The 24,444-nt window shown below is 63.7% G+C and carries 19 protein-coding genes; 7 read left to right on the top strand and 12 right to left on the bottom strand.

Going from position 1 to position 24,444, the window contains the following annotated elements; genetic code table 11:
- The first annotated feature begins 38 nt into the window (after positions 1-38).
- The 3 genes from fmdA to AB4037_RS31445 all read left to right on the top strand — a co-directional run bounded on the left by fmdA (position 39) and on the right by AB4037_RS31445 (position 2,233).
- Complete coding sequence (gene fmdA / locus AB4037_RS31455) at positions 39-1,265, top strand: formamidase (RefSeq protein ID WP_441774217.1); 1,227 nt, start codon at positions 39-41, stop codon at positions 1,263-1,265.
- An 84-nt stretch (positions 1,266-1,349) separates the two neighbouring features.
- On the top strand, positions 1,350-1,862 hold the full coding sequence (locus AB4037_RS31450; protein WP_434959095.1) for an AmiS/UreI family transporter: 513 nt from the start codon (positions 1,350-1,352) through the stop codon (positions 1,860-1,862).
- Positions 1,863-1,933: 71 nt separating this feature from the next.
- On the top strand, positions 1,934-2,233 hold the full coding sequence (locus tag AB4037_RS31445) for an FmdB family zinc ribbon protein (protein WP_441774216.1): 300 nt from the start codon (positions 1,934-1,936) through the stop codon (positions 2,231-2,233).
- A 160-nt stretch (positions 2,234-2,393) separates the two neighbouring features.
- Here the strand turns inward: AB4037_RS31445 and AB4037_RS31440 are convergent, their stop codons facing one another.
- Positions 2,394-3,740 carry a nucleotide sugar dehydrogenase gene (locus AB4037_RS31440; RefSeq protein WP_441774215.1) on the bottom strand — a complete coding sequence of 449 codons (1,347 nt, stop codon included), beginning with the start codon at positions 3,738-3,740 and terminating at the stop codon, positions 2,394-2,396.
- Between the two features lie 357 nt (positions 3,741-4,097).
- On the opposite strand from AB4037_RS31440, the gene zigA reads away from it, so the two are divergent.
- The gene (gene zigA, locus AB4037_RS31435; protein WP_441774214.1) at positions 4,098-5,312 is read left to right on the top strand and encodes a zinc metallochaperone GTPase ZigA; all 1,215 of its coding nucleotides are present in this window, start codon (positions 4,098-4,100) and stop codon (positions 5,310-5,312) included.
- A gap of 44 nt (positions 5,313-5,356) precedes the next feature.
- Here the strand turns inward: zigA and AB4037_RS31430 are convergent, their stop codons facing one another.
- The 9 genes from AB4037_RS31430 to AB4037_RS31390 form a co-directional block, all read right to left on the bottom strand.
- Positions 5,357-5,770 carry an MAPEG family protein gene (locus AB4037_RS31430; protein WP_441774213.1) on the bottom strand — a complete coding sequence of 138 codons (414 nt, stop codon included), beginning with the start codon at positions 5,768-5,770 and terminating at the stop codon, positions 5,357-5,359.
- Between the two features lie 72 nt (positions 5,771-5,842).
- The gene (locus AB4037_RS31425) at positions 5,843-6,391 is read right to left on the bottom strand and encodes an NADAR family protein (RefSeq protein WP_441774212.1); all 549 of its coding nucleotides are present in this window, start codon (positions 6,389-6,391) and stop codon (positions 5,843-5,845) included.
- Between the two features lie 11 nt (positions 6,392-6,402).
- Entirely contained in the window at positions 6,403-7,569 is a 1,167-nt protein-coding gene (locus AB4037_RS31420) for an ABC transporter permease (protein ID WP_441774211.1), read from the bottom strand.
- 7 nt (positions 7,570-7,576) lie between these two features.
- Positions 7,577-8,596, bottom strand: a complete 1,020-nt coding sequence (locus AB4037_RS31415) for an ABC transporter permease (RefSeq protein ID WP_434959101.1) — start codon at positions 8,594-8,596, stop codon at positions 7,577-7,579.
- Positions 8,593-10,539 carry an ABC transporter substrate-binding protein gene (locus AB4037_RS31410; protein ID WP_434959102.1) on the bottom strand — a complete coding sequence of 649 codons (1,947 nt, stop codon included), beginning with the start codon at positions 10,537-10,539 and terminating at the stop codon, positions 8,593-8,595. The genes AB4037_RS31415 and AB4037_RS31410 overlap by 4 nt, the downstream gene beginning before the upstream one ends.
- On the bottom strand, positions 10,536-12,434 hold the full coding sequence (locus AB4037_RS31405; protein ID WP_441774210.1) for an ABC transporter ATP-binding protein: 1,899 nt from the start codon (positions 12,432-12,434) through the stop codon (positions 10,536-10,538). The genes AB4037_RS31410 and AB4037_RS31405 overlap by 4 nt, the downstream gene beginning before the upstream one ends.
- A gap of 119 nt (positions 12,435-12,553) precedes the next feature.
- Positions 12,554-14,434: a glycosyltransferase gene (locus AB4037_RS31400; RefSeq protein WP_441774209.1), complete on the bottom strand. Its 1,881-nt coding sequence runs from the start codon at positions 14,432-14,434 to the stop codon at positions 12,554-12,556.
- Positions 14,431-15,546 carry a glycosyltransferase family 4 protein gene (locus tag AB4037_RS31395; RefSeq protein ID WP_441774208.1) on the bottom strand — a complete coding sequence of 372 codons (1,116 nt, stop codon included), beginning with the start codon at positions 15,544-15,546 and terminating at the stop codon, positions 14,431-14,433. The genes AB4037_RS31400 and AB4037_RS31395 overlap by 4 nt, the downstream gene beginning before the upstream one ends.
- Positions 15,547-15,683: 137 nt before the next feature.
- On the bottom strand, positions 15,684-17,762 hold the full coding sequence (locus tag AB4037_RS31390; RefSeq protein WP_441774207.1) for a bifunctional rhamnulose-1-phosphate aldolase/short-chain dehydrogenase: 2,079 nt from the start codon (positions 17,760-17,762) through the stop codon (positions 15,684-15,686).
- Positions 17,763-17,929: 167 nt separating this feature from the next.
- Here AB4037_RS31390 and AB4037_RS31385 point away from each other — a divergent pair, with 167 nt between their 5' ends.
- On the top strand, positions 17,930-18,709 hold the full coding sequence (locus tag AB4037_RS31385; RefSeq protein WP_441774206.1) for a DeoR/GlpR family DNA-binding transcription regulator: 780 nt from the start codon (positions 17,930-17,932) through the stop codon (positions 18,707-18,709).
- Between the two features lie 153 nt (positions 18,710-18,862).
- Here AB4037_RS31385 and AB4037_RS31380 read toward each other — a convergent pair whose 3' ends face one another.
- Together AB4037_RS31380 and AB4037_RS31375 are read right to left on the bottom strand one after the other, a co-directional pair.
- Positions 18,863-20,200 (bottom strand): MFS transporter, encoded by a 1,338-nt coding sequence (locus AB4037_RS31380; protein WP_441774205.1) that lies wholly within the window; start codon positions 20,198-20,200, stop codon positions 18,863-18,865.
- Between the two features lie 92 nt (positions 20,201-20,292).
- Positions 20,293-21,213, bottom strand: a complete 921-nt coding sequence (locus tag AB4037_RS31375) for a phytanoyl-CoA dioxygenase family protein (protein ID WP_441774204.1) — start codon at positions 21,211-21,213, stop codon at positions 20,293-20,295.
- 238 nt (positions 21,214-21,451) lie between these two features.
- Here AB4037_RS31375 and AB4037_RS31370 point away from each other — a divergent pair, with 238 nt between their 5' ends.
- Both AB4037_RS31370 and AB4037_RS31365 read left to right on the top strand, forming a co-directional pair.
- Positions 21,452-22,435 (top strand): LacI family DNA-binding transcriptional regulator, encoded by a 984-nt coding sequence (locus AB4037_RS31370; protein ID WP_441774203.1) that lies wholly within the window; start codon positions 21,452-21,454, stop codon positions 22,433-22,435.
- Between the two features lie 292 nt (positions 22,436-22,727).
- Entirely contained in the window at positions 22,728-24,344 is a 1,617-nt protein-coding gene (locus AB4037_RS31365; RefSeq protein WP_441774202.1) for an FGGY-family carbohydrate kinase, read from the top strand.
- The last annotated feature ends 100 nt before the right edge of the window (positions 24,345-24,444 follow it).

The raw sequence follows: 24,444 nt of genomic DNA, 5'->3' as shown, positions 1-24,444 counted from the left end.
CGGAGTACCCCGCAAGCCGGCCCCAGGAGGAGGAACCGATGCCCAAGACCGTATTCTCCGTCGATCTGAAAAAGGCTCCCGAGGACCAGGCGATCAAGACCCATAATCGCTGGCATCCCGACATCCCGATGGTCGAGACCTTCAAGCCCGGCGCCGTTTTCCGCGTCGAATGCTATGACTGGACCGGCGGCCAGATCGGCAACAACAACAGCGCCAACGACATCCGGGACGTCGACCTCACCCGCGTGCACTATCTTTCCGGCCCCTTCGGCGTCGAAGGCGCTGAGCCCGGCGACCTTCTGGTCGTCGACATTCTCGACATCGGCGCCCTGCCCGATTCGGAATGGGGCTTCAACGGCCTGTTCGCCAAGGAGAATGGCGGCGGCTTCCTCACCGAGCATTATCCCCATGCCTCCAAGTCCATCTGGGACTTCCAGGGCATCTACACCACCTCGCGCCATATCCCCGGCGTGCGCTATCCCGGCCTCATCCATCCCGGCCTGATCGGCTGCCTGCCCGATCATAAGCTGCTGGCCGAGGCCAACCGGCGCGAGGCGGAACTGGTGGCGACCGATCCCGAGCGTGTGCCGCCGCTCGCGGCCCTGCCCTATGGCGACACGGCCCTGATGGGCCAGATGTCGGGGGATGCCGCCCGCAAGGCCGCGGCGGAAGCCTGGCGCACCGTGCCGCCGCGCGAGCATGGCGGCAATTGCGACATCAAGAATCTGTCGCGCGGTTCCAAGGTCTATTTCCCCGTTTATGTGAAGGGCGGCGGCCTTTCGATGGGGGACATCCACTTCTCCCAGGGCGATGGCGAAATCACCTTCTGCGGCGCCATCGAGATGGCCGGCTGGATCGATATCAGCGTCGATGTGATCAAGGGCGGCATGGCCAAATATGCCATCACCAACCCGATCTTCAAGCCGAGCCCGATCGACCCGCATTTCGACGATTATCTCATCTTCGAGGGCATCTCGGTCGACGAGCATACGGGCGAGCAATATTACCTCGACGCCCATGTCGCCTATCGGCGTGCCTGCCTCAACGCCATCGAATATCTCAAGAAATTCGGCTATTCGGGCGAGCAGGCCTACATGATCCTGGGCACAGCGCCGGTGGAAGGGCGTATCGCCGGCATCGTCGACATTCCCAATGTCTGCGCCACGCTGGCCATTCCAACCGCCATCTTCGACTTCGACATCAATCCGAACGCCTCGGGACCGACCAAGAAGGTGTCGGGCCCAGACGTCGCCAAGACGAGCTGATCACCCCTCGCACACATCATGAAACCCGCGCTTCGACCGGAATGCATCTCCGGTCGACGCGTTGCGTGTGGAGGAAAGGCGATCATGCTGCTTGGATTTGCATTGCTCTATGTCGGAGCCGTCCTGTTCCTGAATGGGCTGTGGCTGCTTGGGAAGATCGACGACAAGGAGATCGTCGTCATCAACGTGGTCTCCGGATTCGTCACTTTGTGCGTCGCCCTGTCTTCGGCCTTCGGCGCCCAGGCTGATGCCGCTTCGATCAAGGCTGCTGCCCTGACGCTGTTGTTCACCACCACCTATCTGTGGGTCGCCTATAACCGGGTGGTGACGGTCGATGGGCGGGGGCTGGGCTGGTTCAGCCTGTTCGTGGCTGTAACCGTGGTGCCCATCGCCTTTCAGGGGCTGACCTCGGCCCAGAGCTTCACCGATACTTGGCTCGGCCTGAATTGGGCGATCTGGGCCGTGCTCTGGTTCATGTATTTCCTGCTGCTGGCGCTCAAGCGCCCGATCCTCAGGGTGACGGGGCTGGCGACCGTGGCCTCCGGCATCGTTACCGGCTGGATCCCCGGGCTGCTGCTGCTGGAAGGCAAGCTGTGAACCTGCCGCGGGGTACGCCCCGCGGCATCTTCTGTTTTGGTGCCAAAAGCGTCTTGTCCTGGGAGACAACCATGCCGCTCTACAATTATGTCTGCGACGATTGCGGGCCCTTCGACGAATGGGTGGCGATGGCGGACGCAACCAAGGCCTGCGCCTGCCCGGGCTGCAGCGAGCTCAGCGAACGGGACGTCGCTTCCCCGCAGCTCAGCCTGATGAACGGCAAGCTGCGCCGTGCCCTCGCCCGTTCCGAAAAGAGCGGCACCGAGCCGAAGGTGGTCAAGAAGTCCCATCTGGCTGGTTGCGGCTGCGCCTTGTGCAAGGTCAGCAAGAAAGGCCCTTCGACTCGCCACAAATGGATGATCGGGCATTGATTCCCCGGAGCATGAAATTGGTGTGCCGATCTCTAGATCGGCATCTTCCCTACCGACAAACGCGACGTTTCCAAGAATGCCGATCTGGAGATCGGCACACCGCATGTCGAGCGTTCTAGCAGACAAGTCAGAACCCGGAGCCGAGAAGTCCGCGCTCCCATCACGCCTTGACCACCTTCGCCATGTCCGCGCCGGCCTTGGCGCAGGCGTTGCGGGTGTCGACCACCAGCCGCGCGGCGCTGGCGACCAGGCCGTAGTCGACGCCGTCATGGTCGGTGGCGATCAGCACGGCATCGTAGCCGGCGAGCGTCTCGGCCGTCAGCACCACCGAGCGGCGCCCGGTGAGGGCGGCATGCTCGCGCGTTTTCGGAATCACCTGCGCATGGGGATCGTGGAAATCGGTCGTGGCACCACGCTCCTCCAGGATCTCGATCAGCTTGAACGAGGCGCTCTCTCGGGTGTCGTCGACATTCTTCTTGTAGGCGATGCCGATCAGCAGGATGCGGGCGCCGTTGAGGCCGCGTCTGAAGCGCTTGTCGAGGGCTTCCGCCAGGCGGTCGACGACATGGCGGGGCATGGCCGTGTTGATCTGGCCGGCGAGCTCGATGAAACGCGTGGCAATATCGAACTCCCGCGCCTTCCAGGTCAGATAGAAGGGGTCGATCGGGATGCAGTGCCCTCCGAGCCCCGGGCCGGGATAGAAGGGCATGTAGCCGAAGGGCTTGGTCTTGGCGGCCTCGATGATCTCCCAGACGTCGAGGCCCATGGCGTCGTAGATCACCTTCAATTCGTTGACGAGGGCGATGTTCACCGAGCGGAAGATGTTCTCGGTGAGCTTGACCGCCTCCGCCGCCGCCGGCGAGGAGACCGGCACGGTGGCGCTCACGAAGGCATCGTAGAGGGCCTTGGCCAAGGCGAGCGCATCGGCGCCGTCGCCGCCGACGACCTTGGGAATGTTCTGGGTGCCATAAACGGGATTGCCCGGATCCTCGCGCTCGGGCGAAAAGGCGAGGAAGAAGTCCTGGCCGGAGACCAGGCCATCAGCCTCCAGCACGGGCTTCATCAATTCCTCGGTGGTGCCGGGCCAGGTCGAGGACTCCAGGATGACGAGCTGGCCGCGCCGGAGTTTCTGCGCGATCGAAGCAGTCGAGTTGGCGACATAGGACATATCGGGCTCGCGCTGGCGTGTCAGCGGCGTCGGCACGCAGATCAGGATGGCATCCGGCTCGTCGAGCCTGTCGAAATCGGCGGTGGCCTCGAAAAGGCCCTTGACGATGGCCTCGCGGATCGGCTCGTTGGAGATGTGCTTGATCAGCCCATCGCCCTCGTTGAGGGCGGCCACACGCCTCAAGTCGATATCGAAACCCAGCACCTTGAAGCCGGCGCCGGCAATGGCGATGGCGAGCGGCAGGCCGACATAGCCCAGGCCAATGATACCGATCACGGCCTGTCTTGCTTGGATGCGGGCGAGGAGGGCGGCGGCGAGGGGGGACTGCATGTCCTGCATATCAGCCAGGGCGGGACGGAAGGCAAGCGGGCAATCGGGGCCCGGTCTTCAGAGCCTGACAGAAGACTCACGGAAACCTCAACCTTTGTCATCACCGGGCTTTGTCCCGGTGATCCAGGAGCCAAAAACTCAGCGAGTTATGGTTCCCTGGCTGCCCGGGACGACGCCCAGGCATGACAAAATCGAATTTTTCTCGGCTTGCCACGATTTTTGAAGCAAGTTCTTCGGAGCTGAACCCTCCGGGCGTGCGGTGTTTTCAGGTCGCTCCGAGGGCTGCCCCTCTTCGGCGCCAAAGCTGCTTGCCAAGCGGGAAAGCCATAAGTAATGTTATGTTATAACATTACTTATGGAGTTATTATGGAGATCGAAGACAAGAGGCTGCCGGTCACCGTGCTGTCGGGGTTCCTGGGGGCGGGCAAGACGACCCTGCTGAACCATGTCCTCAACAACCGCGAGGGCCGGCGGGTCGCGGTGATCGTCAACGACATGAGCGAGGTCAATATCGATGCCGATCTCGTGCGTGACGGCGGCAGTGGCCTGTCGCGAACCGACGAGAAACTGGTGGAGATGACCAATGGCTGCATCTGCTGCACCTTGCGCGACGACCTTCTTTCCGAGGTCCGGCGCCTGAGCGAGGAAGGCCGTTTCGACTATCTCCTGATCGAGGGCACCGGCATCGCCGAGCCGCTTCCGGTTGCAAGTACCTTCTCCTTCCGGGACGGGGCGGGCGTGAGCCTGTCGGACGTCGCGCGCCTCGACACCATGGTCACGGTCGTCGATGCGGCGAACCTGCTGGCCGATTATGGCTCCAACGACTTCCTGCGCGATCGCGGCGAAACCGCGGGCGCCGCGGACGAGCGTACTATCGTCGATCTGCTGGTCGAGCAGATCGAGTTCGCCGATGTCGTGGTGATCAACAAGGCCTCGCAAGTATCGGCCGATCATCTCGCGCTGGTGCGCAAGGTCGTGCAGGCCCTGAATGCCGATGCGCGCATCGTCGAGACGGATTTCGGCAGGGTCGGGCTGGAAGCGGTGCTCGATACCGGCCTCTTCGACGAGGAGAAGGCGCAGCGCCACCCCCTCTGGTACAAGGAACTCTACGGCTTCGCCGATCATGTGCCCGAGACCGAGGAATATGGCATCCAGAGTTTCGTCTACCGCGCGCGGCAGCCCTTCGATCCCGACAAGTTCAATGCTTTCGTCGAACGGATCTGGCCAGGGTTGATCCGGGCCAAGGGCCATTTCTGGTTGGCGACGCGGCCCGACTGGGTGGGCGAGTTCTCGCTGGCGGGCGCCATCGCCCGCGTGAGCGCGATGGGGCATTGGTGGGCGGCCATCCCGCGGCGGCATTGGCCGGATTATCCCGACTGGTGGCGCATCCTCGAACGCAATTGGGACGACGTATGGGGTGACAGGCGGCAGGAACTGGTCTTCATCGGCACTGGCCTCGACGAGCCGGCGATCCGCAAGGCGCTGGACGATTGCCTGGTGCGGCCTGCCGGTGGGCGCCGCTTCGACCCGAAAGCCTATCGCCATCTCAGCGATCCTTTTCCGGCCTGGGAAGCGGTTTGAGGTTGTCCGGAACTTGAGGCCGGGATTGGCCCGGCATCGGTTCCTCAGGCGATGGCGGCCCATCCAGTCACAGCGATAAGGATCACGGTAACCAACGCGCCCGAAACATAGAGAATGGTTCGCAAACTGCCACCTTTCGCTGCATTGCCGCCGCGTAGGTAGATTGCCACATGGGCCAGTCGGATCGCGACATAGAGCCATACCAAAACCGCGAGCAAGGCCGGCCTGACGCCCACCATCATCGCCAGCGCGGCCGGTATGATGAACGGGGCCAGAGCCTCGACCGAGTTCAGATGCACACGGTCAATGCGGTAGAGCAGGTTCTCGTCGTCGGCCGGCAGTACCGGGCCGGAGAGCGCTCCGGCCCGGCCTTTGGAGTATCCCGAATTGATGGCCAAGACGACGGACACCAGACACAGTGCGAGCACTCCGATGATGCTGAAGGTGTAGGCGGCCATGTGATCTCCACGGATGAGAGCTACAGTCAAGCCGGAATGGAGGCCGAGCGGAGCCGATTGCGCTGCGGCCGTTCAACCGCGAAGGTGGTCTCGCGCCCGCATGAGTGCGAATCCGAGCAGATTCTCTCCGCGCCAGAGTAGTGGATTGGCCGCCCGCTCATCATCACCTGCGAGGCCGATGCCCCACACCCTGTCGACGGGACTTGCCTCGACCAGAACGGCATCGCCGGTCGACAGGAGAAATTCCCCGAGCGCCGGATTCTGATCGAATTTATGGATACTGCCCTCCGTCACGATACGGTATTTTTGAGCATCCCACTGCGAGGACTCAAAGCCTTTCACCTCGCGGCCGAGTTGCTTTGCCTGCTTCGGGCTGGCGGCCACGAGTATCGCCGATAAACTTTGTTCATCTCCGAATAGGCGGGCCTTCCCGGCCATCATCCAATGCTCGGTGGTGGGATAGCGAACCCCAGCCACGTCGAAGGGGGCAGGCCACCACTGGCTGAAGCAGGACGTGGTGATCCGGCCGTCCTTGGCGGGCTGATGCCTCCAGAAAAAGACAAACTTCAAACGTGCTTTAGCTCGAAAATCCTCCTCTAGCCGGGAGCGATCATATTTCATCGGCATATTACTCAATGATAGGGGTCGGCCGCATCCCTGAGGCCATCGCCGAAGAAGTTGAAGGCGAGCACGACCAGCATCACCGGGATCATCGGGATCAACAGCCAGGGATAGAGGTTGATGGCGCCCAGGTTCTGGGCGGAGTTGAGCAGGACGCCCCAGCTCACCACAGGCGGGCGCAGGCCGAGGCCGAGGAAGGAAAGCGCCGTTTCGCCCAGGATCATTGCCGGGATCGACAGGGTGGCGCTCGCGATCAAATGGCTCATGAAATTGGGCAGGAGGTGGCGGCCGATGATGCGGGCGCGCGAGGCCCCCATCATCTCGGCGGCATGCACGAAATCCTCGTTTCGCAGCGATTTCACCTTCGAGCGCACCGCCAATGCCAGGCCCGGCCAGTCGAGCAGGCCGAGAATGATGGTGATGCCGAGAAAGATGATCACCGGGCTCCAATTGGCCGGCAGGGCCGCCGACAGCGCCAGCCAGAGCGGCAGTTCCGGCAGCGAGCGCAGCACTTCGATCAGGCGCATCACCAGGGCATCGATGATGCCGCCGACATAGCCGGCAAGCCCGCCCAGCGTCAGGCCGATCGTGAAGGAGACCGCGATGCCGATCAGGCCCACGGTGAGCGAGATGCGGGCACCATAGACGATGCGCGACAGCATGTCCCGGCCGAGCCGGTCGGTCCCGAGCAGGAAGGCGGTACCGTTTTCGGGCGGACAGACCAGATGGAAGTTGGCCTCGAACAGGCCCCACATCTTGTAGCGCTCGCCGCGGCAGAAAAAGCGCAGCGTCTGGGGCTTGGACTTGTCGACCTGGTAGATGCCGGGAAATTGCGAACTCTCGATGTCTCGGATGGCGAAGTTCACGGGATAGACGAAAGGACCGACGAACTGCCCGTCGTGAAACAGATGCACGCTCTGCGGCGGCGTATAGAGATAGTCGGCATTGCGCTGGTTCAGGGAATAGGGGGCGATGACCTCCACGAAAGGCAGCGACAGATAGACCAGCGCCAGGAAGATGCCCGCGAACAGGGCCGGCCGATTGCGCCGGAATTTCCACCAGATCAGCGTGGCGGAGGAGGCGCGATAAAACCGCTCCTCCTCCGCCGTCATCTTCTTGGCGACATAGGGGTCGAAGGGAGCGGGATTGACGTAATGGGGCGATCGCGACTCGGTCATTACAGTCCTATTTGCCGGTGCCGATACGGATGCGCGGATCGAGCACCGCCAGAGCGAGATCAGCGATGAACATGCCGACCACGGTGAGGAAGGCAACGAAGAGCAGGATGAAGCCGGCCAGATACTGGTCCTGGATGCGCAGGGCCTGAACCAGGATAGGGCCAATGGTCGGCAGGCTCAGCACGATGGAAACGATGGCCGAGCCCGAGACGATGCTGGGCAGGAGATTGCCGATATCGGCCACGAAGGGATTGAGCGCGATGCGGAAGGGGTATTTGAGCAGGGCCCGGCCCGGCGGCAGCCCCTTGGCCTTGGCGGTGACCGTATATTGCTTGGAAAGCTCGTCGAGCAGGTTGGCGCGCAGCCGCCGGATCATGCCCGCGGTGCCGGCGAGGCCGATCACCACCACCGGCACGATCATGTGGCTGAGGAAGGAGCCGAGCTTGCCCAGCGACCAGGGCGCGTCGGCATAATCGGGCCCGAACATGCCGCCGATCGAGATGCCGAACCAGCGGTTGAGATAGAACAACAGCGCGAGGGCAAGCAGGAAGCTGGGCGTCGCCAGGCCGATATAGCCCAGGAACGTCACCACATGGGCACCGATTGAATTGCGACGGGTGGCCGAGTAGATGGCGATCGGAATGGCGACGAGATGGATGAAGACGATCACCGCCAGGTTGAGCAGGACGGTCAGCAACAGGGCATCGCCGACCACCGCCTTAACGGGTTGCTCATATTCGAACGACCAGCCCCAATAGCCCTGCAGCAGGCCCTTGAAGCCGTTGGGACCGGGCAACACGCCGAGCCAGGTGGCGTATTGGTGGAGCAGCGGCTTGTCGAGGCCGTATTGCGCCCGCATCGCCTCCGCCTTGGCGACGCTGGCAGCCTCGCCCTGGGCCCTGAGTTCGTTGATCTTGTTGGTCAGGAAGTCGCCCGGCGGCAGCTTGATCACGATGAAGATCAAAAGCGAAATCAAGAGCAGCGTCACCACCATGGTGGCGAAGCGGCGCAGCACATAGCGCATCATGGCGCATTCCCCGTCACCACGATGTTGTCGTAGTAGAATTCGTCGACGCGATAGACACCGATCAGGGCCGTCGGCTCCCAGGAAAACACCGCCTTCTTCGGGATGTTGCGGATGGCCTTGTTGACGATGATGGGCTTGAGCGCTCCCTGCACGGTGCCGATGCTGAACTGCTGGTCGGCATGGAGGGAGAGCATTTCCCGCCAGATTGCCGCCTGGGCGTTCAGCGTGGTCGCATTCATCCACTGCTCCCACAAGGACATCAGCTCGATCGCTTCGGGCATGTCGGGCTTTTCGCCAGCCATGCCACCGGTTTCGGCATATTGGCCCCATTTGGGCCAGGAGTAATTATCTTGGCGCAGGGGTGCCAGCCCGCTGGGCGGCATCAGTGCGGTTGGAATGGCGTTCTCGAGGCCTTCGCTCGCCGTCACCAGCGTAAGGCCTGAAAAGGAGCGCTTGTTCAGGTCGTTGCTGTCCTCGGCCTTCACCACCACCTTGAGGCCGACATCCTGCCAGAACTCGCTGGTGATCTCGAGCGCGTCGGCAACGTCGCGGGCGTTGCCGGCGACCTCGACGATCAACTCCGCCTCCCGGCCGTCGGGCAGGAGGCGGAAGCCGGCGGCATTGCGCTTATTGAGGCCGGCTTCATCCAGCAGCTTCTTGGCGAGCGCGGGATCGTAGGTGGCCCAGCGCTTGCGGTCGTCCTCGCTGTAGAGGGCGCTTTCCGGCATCACCGTGTTGTTGCCCTCGATGCCGAGCCGGAACCACAGCGAATTGTTGAGCGTGTGGCGGTCGATGGCCAGCGACAGGGCCCGGCGGAAGCGGACATCCCGCAGCACGGCACGCCAGACCGGGTCGTTGCAGGTGAGGTTGGGAAACAGGGCGAAGGCGGAGCCGCGCGCGATCGGCCAGGCCAGCGTGCGATAGGCGTGGCTGGCCTCGCCTTCCTTGAGCGTGGGAATGTCGCTGGTACTCAGCCCCCAGGCCAGCAGATCGACCTCTCCCGCATTCGCCTTGGCGGCGAACAGGCCCGCGGACGAGATCGAGACCACGATGCGGTCGATATAGGGAAGCTGCCGTCCGCGGGGATCAATGCGGTGAAAATAGGGATTGCGCTCGAACACATATTGCTGGGACGGCGCCTTGGTCACCACATGCCAGGGATCGAGCGTCGGCATGTCCGGGTTCGAGTTCTCATAGGGATCATCGAGCTTGTTGTAGAGCGCAGCCCAGGACATCATCTGCCGGTCCGCTGCCATCTTGGCGAGCTTGTCCGCATCCCCATATTTCTTGTGGAACTGCTTGAGATAGTGAGCCGGCGAATAGATCCAGATCGGTCGCGGCCCCGCCAGCGAGGGCAGGAATCCCGGATTGGGCTTGGACCAGCTGTAGCGGATATGAGTGGCGTCGAGCACCTCGACCTTCGGCTTTTCGCCGTCGACCAGCATGAAGGCGGGCGGGCCGGTTGGATTGAGCTTCGAATTGAGGGCGACATCTTCCCAATAGAAGCGGAAATCCTCGGTGGTGAAGGGGGCACCATCAGACCAGCGATGGCCTTCGCGCAAGGTGAAGGTGAAAGCCTTGTCGTCCTCGCTGGCGACGGCCTGCAGGACATCTGGCTCCAGGTTGAGATGCTCGTCATAGCCAACCAGGCGGGTATAGCCGATGACGTTGATGTAGCGCAGATCCCGGGCCTTGGACGCCAGCGTGCGGATCTCGCCGCCATAGTCGCCGAGGCTGCGACTGCGGGCGAGCATGTCGGCCACCAGCGGCACCTTCGGCAGGCGATCGAGCAGCGGGGGCAAGCTGCCGTCGGCGATCTTGGCCACCAGGGAAGGCGGCTCGGCCGGAGCCGGCGGCGGATCCGCGATGGCCGGGCCGGCCAGGAAGAAACCGAGGGCCAATGCCGCGGCGACGCTCTTGAGGACGGTGAAGCCGGTGTTCACGCCGCTTCCCCCCTGCGCTGGTCGGCTGCGCTGGCGCCGAGGCGGACGAAATGGCGGGGCTCCACCTCCACCATGATGGGCGGCGGTGCGTCCGGAAGGATGGCGAAGGGGGCGGGCCAGCGCTCGGGCTGGGAGGCGCCGCCAGTCTTCAGCTTGGCGAAATCGAGCGGGCTGGCGAGGTCGACGTCCGGAATGGCCTGCAGCAAGGCCTTGGTATAGGGATGCTGGGGCGAGCGGAACAGCACCTCGCGCGGCGCCTGCTCCACGATATGGCCGCGGCACATCACGGCGATGTCGCGGGCCATGTATTCGACCACGGCGAGATTGTGGGAGACGAAGAGGTAGGACACGCCGAGTACCGCCTGCAGGTCCTTGAGCAAATTGAGGATCTGGGCCTGGACCGAGACGTCGAGGGCCGAGGTGGGCTCGTCGCAGAGGATCACCTGGGGCTCCAGAGCCAGTGCCCGGGCAAGACCGATGCGCTGGCGCTGGCCGCCCGAGAAGGAATGCGGGTAACGGCGCATATATTGCGGCTCGAGCCCGACCAGTTCGAGCAGGGCCTTGACCCGCTCATGACGTTCGTCGGAGGTGCCGATGCTGTGGATCCGCAGGGGTTCCGACAGGATGTCGAACACCGTCATGCGCGGATTGAGGCTGGAGAAGGGGTCCTGGAACACGAACTGGACCGAGCGGCGATAGGTCTTGAGCGCCTCGCCGTCCAGCGCGAAGACGTCGCGCGGGCCGCTGCCGTCGTCGAAGCGGACTTCGCCGCTGTCCGGTGCGCTGCCGGGTGCGCGCATGATCATGCGTGACAGGGTGGTCTTGCCCGAACCCGATTCACCGACGAGACCCAGCGTGGTGCCCCTTTCGAGCGAAAGTGAGACGTTGTTCAGTGCCTGGATCGTCTCGCTGCGGCCCGACCACATGCCCGCGCGCATCGTGAAACTCTTGGATACGTTTTCGACCTGGAGGACCGGGCCGGCGCCTGCCGGTGCAGGCGCCGCGGCTCCACGCGGCGGCACGGCGATTTCCCGCAAGGGCTTCAGCCTTTCGCCCGGCTTCATGTTGAAATGAGGCACGGCCCGCATCAGGGCCTTGAGATAGTCATGTCGGGGATCCTGGAAGATGGCGTCGCGGCCGCCCAGTTCCATCACCTCGCCGCGATACATCACCACGACCTCGTCGGCCATGTTGGCGACCACGCCGAGGTCGTGGGTGATGAAGATCACCGCCATGCTCTGGTTCACGGCGCTCTTGGCGTCCTGGATTTCCTTGATGAGGGAGAGGATCTGCGCCTGGGTGGTGACGTCGAGCGCCGTGGTCGGCTCGTCCGCGACCAGTAGGGCCGGCCGGCAGATCAGGGCCATGGCGATCATGGCGCGCTGGCGCATGCCGCCCGACAGTTCGAAGGGATAGGTGGTGAGCATGCGCTGGGGATTGCGGAAATGGATCTTGGCGAAGAGATCGAGCGCCCGCTCATTCGCCTCGCGCCGGGAACAGCCCGTATGCACGATCAGCGCCTCGGTGACCTGGTCGCCGATGGTATGTACCGGCGACAACGAAGTCATCGGCTCCTGGAAGATCATGGCGATGCGCCCGCCCCGGATGGCGCGCATCTCCGGTCCGTTGGGATTGAGCTTGACGAGATCCGTCGTCGTGCCGGTGGCGGGATCGCGGAACAGGCAGCTGCCGCCAGTGATCCGAGCCGTCTTGGAAAGCAGGCCCATGATGGCCTGCGCCGTCACCGACTTGCCGGATCCGGACTCGCCAACCACCGCCAGCGTCTGTCCTTCGAAGACGTCGAAAGACACGTTCTTCACCGCGTGAACCAGGCCGGTGTCGCCCTGGAAATCTACGCTGAGCTCGCGCACGCTCAGCAACGGCTGGTTGATCATCCCCGCTCCGCAGTCTCTCCGATGCCCGTTTTCCGGTGCTTGTCGCTTGCCAGACTATTCCCACGCGCAATCGAGCGCTACTGCTATCTGGCGTGTGTATCGTTTTTCGATCCAGCGCTTCACGCAAATAACGCGTGCGCCGGCAGGAAACGTATATTCGCGTGATTCTTGAGATGACCGAACAACCTATCCAGAAAACTCCAAATCCAGGCATCGTGTACGAGGTGATGCGTGAGTATGCCCAAGGGTTCGTCATGTTCAAGGGCACGGATGAATTGCGAAAATACCAGAAAAGGATCGAGCAGGCCGCCGCCTTGTTTCCAGGCGATCGGATCGACGTGAATATTGACGACGGTAAGATCATGCAGCTCGGCGGCTGGCCGCGGGCCGGCAACGGACAGGCCGCGAAAGCCGAGGGCCGCGAGGCCATCGATCAGCGTCGGATCAATGCGGTTCCAGGGCGGCACCAGGATGGGCAGGCAGCGCGCACCGAAGCTGGAGCGCAATGTCGAGAGGCTCTGGCCGAGTTCCGCCAGCACCTCGGCGGCAGGACGATGGCCGAGCTCCTGTTTCTTGGCACCGGGTGGAGCATGATTGGCATGGGCATAGCCGTGCACGAGAATGTCGACTGCCTGGGCGTCGACGTCCCGTTCTTCGGCAACCGCCTCGATGAGGCTTGGTGAAGCGGCGGCGGGAATGACGGCCAGTGAAAGTGGCAGGCCGTGGCGATGCGCGAGGGCAAGCAGGCGGTCGAGCGCCGGCGTGGCTGATACGGCATCGTCGTCTCGCCACCACAGGCGGACTTCGCGGCGGGTGGCGAGGGCCTGGTCGAGGCGGGTCCAGGCCTGGGCCAGGTTTTCGGCCCGCTGCGCCGCTTCTTCCACTCCTCGCACGCTCCCGGCAATACCGTCGAGGGCAAGGACGGGCGCTTCGCTGCGAGGAGTGCGCGCCAGGGCAGCCTTGACGGCTGCCACCAGAGACGGGCCGGAAAGATCTGCTTCATCGACGATGCGGGCGAGGCCGAGAGCGTGGAAACGCTCGGCACGCAAGCGCTGCTCGGCTTCCTTGCCCTGCTCGAAAGGCACCACCACCGCCGGCACGCCCGCGCGGGCGAGATCGATCATGGTGTTGTAGCCCGCCTGGCTCACCGAGGCGGCAGCGCCCGCCAGCAGGAAAGGAAAATCCGGCCTGGCACGCTCGACGATGACCCGGGGACCGGCGCTGGCCGCCAGTGCCTCGAAATCATCAGCGGCGACGCCGTGCCCGACCAGCAGGCGCCAGCACGCCGGCGGATCGGCAAGCGCCGCGGCTTCGATGGCGGCGCGATAGAGCGGCAGGCTGGCGGCACTGCCGCCGCCCGAGACCAGGATTTCGCTGGAGGGGAGGGCCTGGACYGGCGCGGCCGTGTCGGCGATGTAGCCGGTATAGGTCAGGATGCGCTCCAGCCCCGGGCTGGTGGGCCAGGAGGCCGAAAGCGGCGTGACCACGGCGTCGCCATGCACGAGAACGCCGTCATAGAAGCGGGCGAGGACGGCCTCCGTCTCCTCCACCCGGGTCGGCTTGGCCGGCGGGTTGAGGATGTCGCGGATGGAGGCGAGGATGGCGATCGGTCTGGCCCGATTGCGCGCCGCCTCGATCAAGGCGCGGAATTCCGCGGCGAGTTGGCGCCGGCCGAAGGGATAGGTTTCGGTGACGACCACGTCGGGCTCGGCAGATTCCAGCGCCGCCAGGATGGCCTCGATGCGGGCCTGGCGGATGTCGTCCCCAATCTCCCGGCCATCCGGGCCGAGCAGGGTGCGGAAGTCGACGCCGATGCAATGCACGGGCGGCAATTGTACGAAGGTCGCCCCCTCGACCCGGATCAGGGGAGCGGGCCGGCCACCGCTGATCAGGGTGACGCGATGGCCGGCCGAGACCAACCCGCGCGCCAGGGCCGCCGCGCGAGCGAGATGGCCGACGCCGAGCAGATGGGTGACGAGGATGAGGACGGAGCGGCTCATGCGGTGGGCTTTTCCGGTTGGATCAGGGGCAGCAAGGCCTCGCGCAAGCGGCGAGAGGCGGAGGCGAGCGAGCGCTCGTGCCGGGCAAAGGCGAGGGCCTGGCCGGCGAAACGCTGCCGCAGGGCGGTGTCGCGCATCAGCCTGGCAAGGGAGTGACCGAAATCGGCGGCATCGCCGGGCCTGGTCAGCAGGCCGGTCTGCCCGTCCAGCACCACCGAGCCCACGCCGCCGAACTTGCCGGCGACCGCGGGGCAACCCTGCAGGGCTGCCTCAAGAAAGATCATGCCGAAGGCCTCGTTCACCGCCGGCCAGGCCAGCAGATCGGCCTGTGCATAGAGTGAGGCGAGCCTGGCGCGATCATCGATGCGGCCATGGGGGGTGATGCGCTTGCCGAAGGGGGCGAAGAGTGCCTCGACCTTGGCTCGGGCGGGGCCATCGCCGACGATGTCGAGACGCCAGTCGAGATCGGCATCGAGTTCGGCCAGGGCCGTGGCCAGAATGCCATAGGAAGTCAGCTTGTCGCGTTCGCGCATCATGGCGACGGTGAGAAGGCGGCAGGGGCCGTGTTCTGGCCGGCTTCGCGCCAGCGACGGCCAGGCGGCAGCATCGATGAAGGGCGGCAGGTCGACCAGAACCTGGCCATCAGGTCTTGCCGCCTCGAGCATGGCCCGGTCGTTCGGATTGAGGATGAGAATCAGCGAGGCTGCGTCGAGGGCAGCCTCCGCCTGGGCGTGCCCGTCTGCCCAGGCGCCGCTCGCGCGCTTGGGCGCCCGCGATCCCTCGGCGATCACATAGGGAATGCCGAGGGCACGCGTGATCGCCGGGCCAACGAGGTCCGGCGCCTTGTAATAGACGTGATAGGTGAACCACAGCGCGGGCCGTTCCTGTGGCTGTTCGCGGTAAAGAGTAAGCAGGCGGCTCACTTCCGCCTGTGCTTGCCCCAAAAAATCCCGCCCGCCGACCGGATCGGCCGTCCGCAGTGTCGAGGCGATATCGACCTCGAAGCCGGCGCCTCGCAGCGCGGCCAGGAAGAGGCGCGCGGTTTCCCGGTCGCCCGAAGGCACCGGGTGATCGGGGGGCTTGAGCGGGGCGTGGAAGGCGATCCGGGCCATGGAAAGCGATGATCTGCTTGAGCGCTGCGGGAGGCCGTTCCCGCAGGCGGAACAGACCCCTTCCGCTTAGCCCGCTGTCGCTGGTCGCACAATCCCTTGTCGGAAGCCTTGCCCCTCTTCGAAGCCCTCTAGGGGGATCAGCGCGTGAAACTCACCACATTGCCGGCATCGACATTGAGAAAATTACCGGTGGACTTGGCCGAAAGGTCGGAGGCGAAGAAGTAGACGGCCTCGGCAATGTCCTCGGGATAGACCGAGCGCTGCAGCAAAGAGCGCTTGCGATAGAACTCCTCCAGGTCGTCCTCGCCGATCTTGTTGGAGGCCGCGCGCTGCTGGCGCCACTCGCCCTGCCAGATCTTGGAACCGCGCAGCACGGCGTCGGGATTGACGACGTTGACACGGATGCCGTGCGGCGCCCCCTCCAGAGCCATGCAGCGGGCGAGATGGATTTCCGCGGCCTTGGCGGTGCAATAGGCCGAGGCGCCGGCCGAGGCCGAGACGCCGTTCTTGGAAGCGATGAAGACCAGGGAGCCGCCATTGCCCTCGTTCTTCATCAGGCGATAGCCCTCGCGCGCCACCAGGAAATAGCCGGTGGCGAGGATGGAGATGTTGCGGTTCCACAGTTCCAGCGTGGTGTCCTCGACCGAAGCGGCGGAGGAAATGCCGGCATTGTTGACCACGATGTCGATGCCGCCATAGCTGCGCGCGGTTTCCTCGAAGGCAGCGATCACGCTCGCCTCGTCGGTGACGTCCATCGCGATGCCGCGCACCCTGTCCTTGCCGAACAGCTTGCCGAAATCGGCGACGGCCGCGTCGAGCGAGGCCTGGTCGATATCGGCCAGCACGGCATTGGCGCCTTCCTGCATCAGGCGGGCGGCAATTGCCCGGCCGATGCCGCCGGCACCGCCGGTGACGAGGGCGGTGCGCCCGGCCAGACCTTTGGGCTTGGGCATGCGCTGGAGCTTGGCTTCCTCCAGCAACCAGTATTCGATGTTGAAGGCTTCCTGCTCGGGCAGGCCGACATAGAGGTCTACGCCGCTGGCGCCGCGCATCACATTGATGGCGTTGACGTAGAATTCGGCGGCGATGCGAGCCGTCGCCTTGTCGGCGGCGAAGGAGAGCATGCCCACGCCCGGCACCAGATAGATCACGGCATTGGGATCACGCATGGCCGGCGAATCGGCATGCTTGCAACGCTCGTAATAGGCGGCGTAATCGGCCCGATAGGCCTCGATCAGGCCATCGAGGGAGGCGATGGCGGCCTCAACGTCACCGGCGAACGGGATCACCAGCGGGCGGATCTTGGTGCGCAGGAAATGGTCGGGGCAGGAGGTGCCGAGCGGAGCGAGCTTGTCGAGCGCGTTAGAATTGACGAATTCCAGCACCTCGGGCGCGTCGGTGAAATGGCCTGATTTAGCCTGAGCCTTGCCGATCTTGCCGCGAATGGCGGGCATCAGGCGGGTGGCGATGGCAGCGCGCTCGGCGGCGGGCAGGGACGTGACCTTGCCGCCCTCGAAGGTGGGCTTGCGCGCCTTGGCTTCCAGCCAGTCGGCCGCCTTCTGGATGATGCGCAAAGTGAGCTGGTAGCAGGTCTTGGCATCGTCATGCCAGGTGAACAGGCCATGCCCGCCGAGCACCACGCCCGTGAGATGCGGGTTCTCGGTCGCCAGCTTGGAGAGCTTGAGGCCGAGGTCGAAGCCCGGGCGCTGCCAGGGCAGGAAGCCGATCTCGCCACCGAAAATCTCCTGCGTCAATTTTTCGGCGTTCCGCGAGGCGGCGATGGCGATCACCGCGTCGGGATGGACGTGATCGACATGGATTTTGGGCACGAAGGCATGCAGAGGGGTGTCGATAGAGGCGGCGCGCGGATTGAGGTCGAAGGTGCAATGCGGCAGATAGCCGACCATCTCGTCCTCATGCGCGAGGCCACGATAGAGACCCTTCAGGGCTTCGAGCTTGTCGAGATAAAGGGTGGAGAAACCATCGAGCTTCATCGAGCCGATGTCCCCGCCAGAGCCCTTGACCCAGAGCACGGTGACGTCCCGGCGCGTCAGCGGATCGGTTGCCGTCACCTTGGCTGAGGTGTTGCCGCCGCCGAAATTGGTGATGCGCAGGTCCGAGCCCAGCAGGTTGGAGCGATAGAGCAGCTTGCCTGGTTCATCGAGGGAACTGGCGACGGCGTCGTCCCAGAGATCTGCGAGTCGTGCGGAGGCCATGGCATGCGTTTCCTGTGTCATTGTTCCCGGACCTTATGAACGCTCTCGCTCACGGTCAATCATTCTCGCTCACTTAATGCGCATATTTTGTCGTTCAGTGCAACAAACTATGCGTTTCGTTGACATATATGAGCGAATGAGCGAGTTTATGAGCGAATGGAGGGGGCATGCACGAACAGGAACGCTGGCAGGCCATCGTCAGGCTGGTTGGGGAGCGCTCGGTGATCTCGGCGCGCGAGCTTGCCGCCGTCACCAGGGCCTCACCCGCAACCATTCGCCGCGATCTCACCCATCTGGCCGCGCAAGGCATGGTGCAGCGCATGCATGGCGGCGTCCGCGCCCTGGCCTCGCCGGAAGGCGCCAAGCTCGAGGCCCGGCGTTCGGGGGGCAGCCAGGCCCTCAACGCCGAGCGGAAGAGAGCGATCGCCGAGCGCGCGGCGGCGCTGTGCCGGGACGGGGAGTCCATCATCATCAATGGCGGCTCGACCACCTTCCACATGGTAGAGTTCCTGCGGGCCTCGCGCCTGCAGATCCTGACCAACTCCTTCCCGATCGCCGCGGCGTTGATGCAGGAGAGCGATAATCGCATCATCCTGCCGGGTGGCGAGATCTATCGCGACCAGAGCCTGATCCTCTCGCCCTTCGACGAGGATTCGATCCAGCATTACACGGCATCGAAAATGTTCATGAGCGCGGCCTCCATCGGTCCGCTCGGCCTGATCGAGAGCGATCCGCTGATCGCACGGGCCGAAGCCAAGCTGCTCAATCGTGCGGCCGATCTCGTCGTCCTGGTGGATTCCTCGAAATTCGAGCCGCGCGGCTCGATGGCCGTCGCGCCGCTGTCGCGTATCCGCCGGCTGATCACCGATGACGGCATTCCGCCCGCTGCCCGCGACATGCTGGAGGAGAATGGCGTCGAGGTCGAGGTGGTTCGTGTGGCAGGTTGACGACGAGTCTTCTGGCGAAATTCCTATCAGTTCGGTCCGCTGATCGAGGTTGCCAAACGAACCGCTTCAGGTGCTCGATCGCAACGAGGCTCGCGATGCCGAGTTCGCGCTTGCGAACTCGGTTTTTGTTATTCTTCTCGTTCCTATTCCTCGCTACGCAACTTGTGCCTGCGCCCGCAGAGTTGTGGCGTCGCTCTCAAGCTGATCGACTGCGATGTCGTCCCGATAGGTTTCCGGACCCATCCATACGGCATAGGCCGTGCAGAGGCCGAGGAAGATCGAATAAAGCGCCACCGGCCAAGACGAGCCTGAAGCCCACGACACCATCAAGGTCGCCAATGCGGGTGCCGGGCCGCCGGCGAGAAGCGACCCGAGTTCGCGCGCGAAGGCGAAGCCCGAGAAGCGGCGCGCCGGTCCGAAGAGTTCGGAGAAATATGCAGCCTGTACGCCGAACATCATACCAACCGCTATCTGCGCCAGCCAGAACGCGGCGATAGAAGCCAGGAACGATTTCGACTCCAGCAGCCAGAAAAATGGAAACGCGATGAGACACCCAAACAACGCGCCAGCAATGTAGATGGGCCGTCGGCCGATGCGATCCGACAGTGCCGCAAAGCCGATCACACAAGCTATCTGCACGACATAACTGGTCATCAACACCAGCAATGATTGATCCTTGGGGAATTCGAGCGTGTTCACCGCGTAGCTAAGTCCGAATACCGGGAATAGATAGCCAAAGCCGTTCTCGGCAAGACGCGCGCCGAGGACGACGAAGAAGTTGCGCGGCTGCTTCGTCAGCGACTCGATGATAGGGTTTTTCGACTTCTTTTCCGGCTCGGCGGCTATCTTCTCGAACACCGGTGTTTCATCGATACGGTAGCGCACGAACAAGCCGAACGCGACGATAACGATGCTGGCCAGGAATGGTAGGCGCCAGCCCCAATCCATGAATTGCTCTTGCGGCAGTTGCGAGACGAGCCAGAACGCGCTCGATGCCAACATCATTCCGAGGCCGACTCCGGCGGGCGCAAACGAGCACCAGAAGCCGCGTTTGCCGATTGGCGCATACTCGGCGAGCAGGATCACGGCGCCCGTATATTCGGCACCTGCGCCGAAACCTTGCATCAGTCGCATCGTGACGAGAAGGATTGGCGCCCAGATGCCGATTTGGTCGTAAGTCGGCAACAGGCCGATGAAGACTGTGCCGATGCCGACTATCATCAAGGTGATCAGCAGCACCGGCTTGCGGCCGATGCGGTCGCCAAGATAACCGAAGAACAAGCCGCCGAAAGGGCGGGCGATGAAGCCGACGCCGAACGTTGCGAGGGCGATCAGCGTGCCCTTACCACCGAAATCGGCGAAAAATAGCTTGCCGAACACGAGACCGGCGGCCGTCGCATAGATGAAGAAGTCGTACCATTCGAGTGCAGAGCCGACGCAGGACGCGACGATGACCTTGCGCGGATGCATTTCCGCCGCAGCTTTTGGCATAGAGAATCCTCCCCGGAGGCATTTGTTTTGTATCGAATGACCGGCGCCTCGTTGGGCGCCGGCTGCGCTTTACGCACAGGGGCACGGCACGGCTATGCTGCGCGCTCGTCCTTCTGACCTGCCTTGGCGAAGGCGCTGACCGCGCCCGCGCTCTTCTGAGTCTTGAAGATCGACGACGCGTCCGGCGCCGGCGGCAACGGCAGGAGTACAGGTACGTCTTTCAGACGCGGACGCATCGTCTGCTCGCCGAAGATGATCCGGCTTTGCACTGCGTCATAGACTTGGCGCTGGTTCATGTTGAGGAAGGCGCCTGCGCCACCCGCGAGTGGCCAGGCATCGGCCGCGCACATCTCATAGAAACAGATGAGGCGCGCCCGATCAGACACGTTCGGCGCGGACCCATGCAATGTACGGCAATGATGTACCGTCATCGAACCGGCTTTGCCGGTCAGCGTGACGATCTTGTCCTTCTCGAACAGCGGGTCGCTCGGATCGATTGCGCCGGCGAATACGCCGTTGACGAAGTGACTGAGTATCGGGCCCTTGTGCGTGCCCGGTATGACGAGCAATGGACCGCTTTCTTCCCTGACGTCCTCAAGCATGAGGCCGATTGCCAGCACGTCATCATTGGTGTGCGGATAGAACGCCCAGTCTTGGTGCCATTCGACGGCGGCCCCGCCGCCTGGTGCCTTCGTATTGAGCTTCGAGGTCTGCAAGCGCACGGCCGGACCAAGAAGGGCTTCCAGAACCGAGCGGAATTTGCTGGATTTCAATATGTCCCAGAACGCGGGCATCTGAATGTGCGGCATCTTGATGCGCGTCAACTTCGGATTGTCTTTTGAGTGCCCATCGTCGAGGTCGAACACCTCATCGCTCACCGAGACGGCCCGCGATTGATCGATCTTCTCATAGGTCAGACGTCGCAGTTCTTCGAGCTCCGCGCCCGTAACAACATCCTCGACAAGAATGTAGCCATCGTCGTGATAGGCCTGGATTTGGGCTTCACTGAGCATTTTTCCTCCTTGCGGCACGGCGTTTCTTCCTCGAACGGATAGTGCCTGTTTGCGCAAACATGATTGCGCAAACATGTTTGCGGTAACATAATCTTGAGTCAAGCGCGTTGAGTTGTGAGAGGAAAAATAATACGAGGCGGGGTCGGTCTCTTGCGCCGTGATGCGCCGAAGCGAATAATTTGAAAAAAGGCGCATGGCAGACCCCAAACCACACCCCAAAACAGAACGCAGGCTCCGCATGGATGATGTGGCGGAACGCGCTGGCGTTTCGCAGATGACCGTGTCGCGCGCTATACGCACGCCTGAGCTTGTCGCGGCGACAACACGTGCCCGTATCGAAGCGGCGATGGCCGAACTGGACTATGTGCCAGATCTCCTGGCCGGCAGTCTTGCCGCACGGCGTAGTGGGTTGATCGCCGCGGTGGTCTCGACGTTCGAGAACGCGATTTTCTCACAGACCATTGCGGGCCTCACGCGCTGCGTCGAAGCAGCAGGCTTTTCCATTCTGCTCGGCTCGTCGGATTATTCGGCGGCCGACGAGGAGCGTTTGCTGCGCGCGATCCTCGGCCGTCGTCCCGATGGAGTCGTGTTGACCGGTACGCTGCATACCCCCCGCGCCCGCCGCTTGCTGAGCACAGCTGGCGTGCCCGTCGTGGAGACTTGGGAACTGCCGGCCGAGCCGGTCGACATGGCGGTCGGCTTCGACAATCCGGCTGCTGGTCGCGCGATGACGATGGCGCTGCATGGCTATGGCTATCGGCGCATCGGTTTCATCGGTCCTGGTGACGAGAATGATCAGCGCGGCCTGCAGCGGCGCGAGGGCTATCGCAGCGCATTGGCGGCTCTGGGCATAGCGCTACGCGAAATTGCCGTTGCCGCTGTGGTCACCGGCATGGAAAGCGGTCCGGTGCTCCTCGATGAGTTGCTTGCCCGTTTTCCCGATACCGATGCCGTGTTTTGCTCGCTCGATGCCATCGCTGCTGGTGTGCTGCTGGCCGCGCAGCGGCGTGGCATCGAGACACCGCGAGCGCTCGCCGTCGCCGGCTTTGGCGATTTCGCGATCGCTCAGCCAAGTGGCCTTGATCTCACCACGATACGCATCGCCGGGCGTGACATTGGGACGCGCGCTGGCGAATTGATACTAGCGCGCATACGCAAAGAGACGGTTCCCGTGCGGATCGTCGATATCGGTTTTGAAGTGGTGCGCCGCAGTTCGGCGTAGCGGCAGTTGCAAAACGCCGGCGGTGCGGCGGGGACGCTCTTTGTTGGTCAAAAGGCAATCGCCTGTGGCGAGCCGTTCCGGGCCTATGCCCTTGCCTGTTCGATCCCAATGCTTGCCGTTTGCACGGTGTCGCGCGCACAATCCGCTTGTGTTCCGACCGAAAAGCAATGGCGCTGGGTGAAATTCGTATCAGCCGCGCCCGCCAATCGAGGTTGCCAAGCCGGGGCACCCCTTTAAGCTGAATGCTCAGAGCAGCCAAAAGGCTGCAGGACATCCGGGAGCGAGCCGCGACATGGGCGATCAATATTTCATCGGGGTCGATGTGGGCACGGGTTCGGCGCGGGCCGGCGTGTTCGACGCCAAGGGCAAGCTGCTCGGTTCGGCCAAACAGGCGATCACCATCTGGCACGAGGCTGGCGATATCGTCGAACAGTCCTCCGAGAACATCTGGCAATCGGTCTGTGTGGCGGTGAAGGGCGCGCTGGCCGAGGCCGCGGTCGAGCCAGGCGCCATCGCCGGCATCGGCTTCGACGCGACCTGTTCCCTGGTGGTGGTGGGCAAGCAAAGCGAGCCGCTTTCCGTCGGCCCCTCCGACGATCCCAATCGCAACGTCATCGTCTGGATGGACCATCGGTCGCTCGACCAGACCCGGCGCATCAACGAGACCGGCGAAGAGGTGCTGCGCTATGTCGGTGGCGTGATCTCGCCCGAGATGGAGACGCCCAAGCTGCTCTGGCTGAGGGAACACAAGCCGGAGGTCTTCGCGGCGGCCGGTTATTTCTTCGATCTGCCCGATTATTTGAGCTGGCGCGCCACCGGATCGCTGTCGCGCTCGGTCTGCACCGTCACCTGCAAATGGACCTATCTGGCGCATGAGAAGCGCTGGGATGCCGGTTATTTCCACAAGATCGGCCTGGGCGCACTCGCCGACGAAGGTTTTGCCCGCATCGGCGACACCATCGTGGATGTCGGCACACCGCTCGGTTCCGGCCTGACCGAGGCAGCCGCCGCCGATCTCGGCCTGACGGCGGGCATTCCCGTCGGCGCTTCCCTGATCGATGCCCATGCCGGCGGCATCGGCACCGTCGGCGCGGCCGGCAAGGACGGCGAGGGCGCCGATGTGACGGGGCGCCTCGCCTATGTGTTCGGCACCTCGGCCTGCACTATGGCAAGTACGCGCGAGGCCGCCTTCGTGCCGGGCGTCTGGGGGCCCTATTTCTCGGCGATGGTGCCGGGCCTCTGGCTGAACGAGGGCGGGCAGTCGGCCGCCGGTGCGGCGCTCGACCATCTCCTCACCTTGCATCCGGCCTATGCCCAGGCTGTGGAGCGGGCCGACACCGCCGGGCGTCCGCTGCTGGCCTGGCTAGAGGCGCAGGCCAATCTCGCCGGCGACGCCACTTTGGCACGCAGCATCCACGTCGTGCCCGAGTTCCTCGGCAATCGTGCTCCCCACGCCGATCCGGATGCCCGCGCGGTGATCGCGGGGCTGGATCTCGAAGATGATCTCGACAGCCTGGTCAGGCTTTATGTCGCGGGGCTCTGCGGCCTGGCCTATGGCGCGCGGCAGATCGTCGAGGCGATGGCGGCCAAGGGCATCGTGCTCCAGCAGATCATCATCTCGGGCGGCGCGGCCCAGAGCCCGTTGGTCCGCCAGATCATCGCCGATGCCACCGGCATCGAGGTTGCGGTGGCCGAGACGCTCGAACCCGTCCTGCTCGGCGCGGCCATGCTCGGCGCCGTCGCCGGCAAGGCCTATCCCGCGCTGGCCGAGGCGATGAGCGGCATGTCCGCTTTGGGAGCCACCTATGCGCCCGGCCAAAGCGAGATCCGTGCGTTCCATGAGAAGAAGTTCAAGGTCTATGAGGTGCTGCAGGCGGCCGGGCGCCAGGCCCGCGAACTGATGGCGTGAGGAGACGATCCCGGAATCGCCTCAGACCGAGCCTGCGGTAACGCCGTGATTGCAAAGATCATGGCATGTGATGAGATAAGCGCGGCCGTGATTCGGTCGC

Origin of the sequence: Labrys sp. KB_33_2 (assembly GCF_052114505.1) — a bacterium.
In the GTDB taxonomy this organism is placed as follows: domain Bacteria; phylum Pseudomonadota; class Alphaproteobacteria; order Rhizobiales; family Labraceae; genus Labrys.
This window is presented reverse-complemented; position numbering and strand designations above follow the sequence as displayed.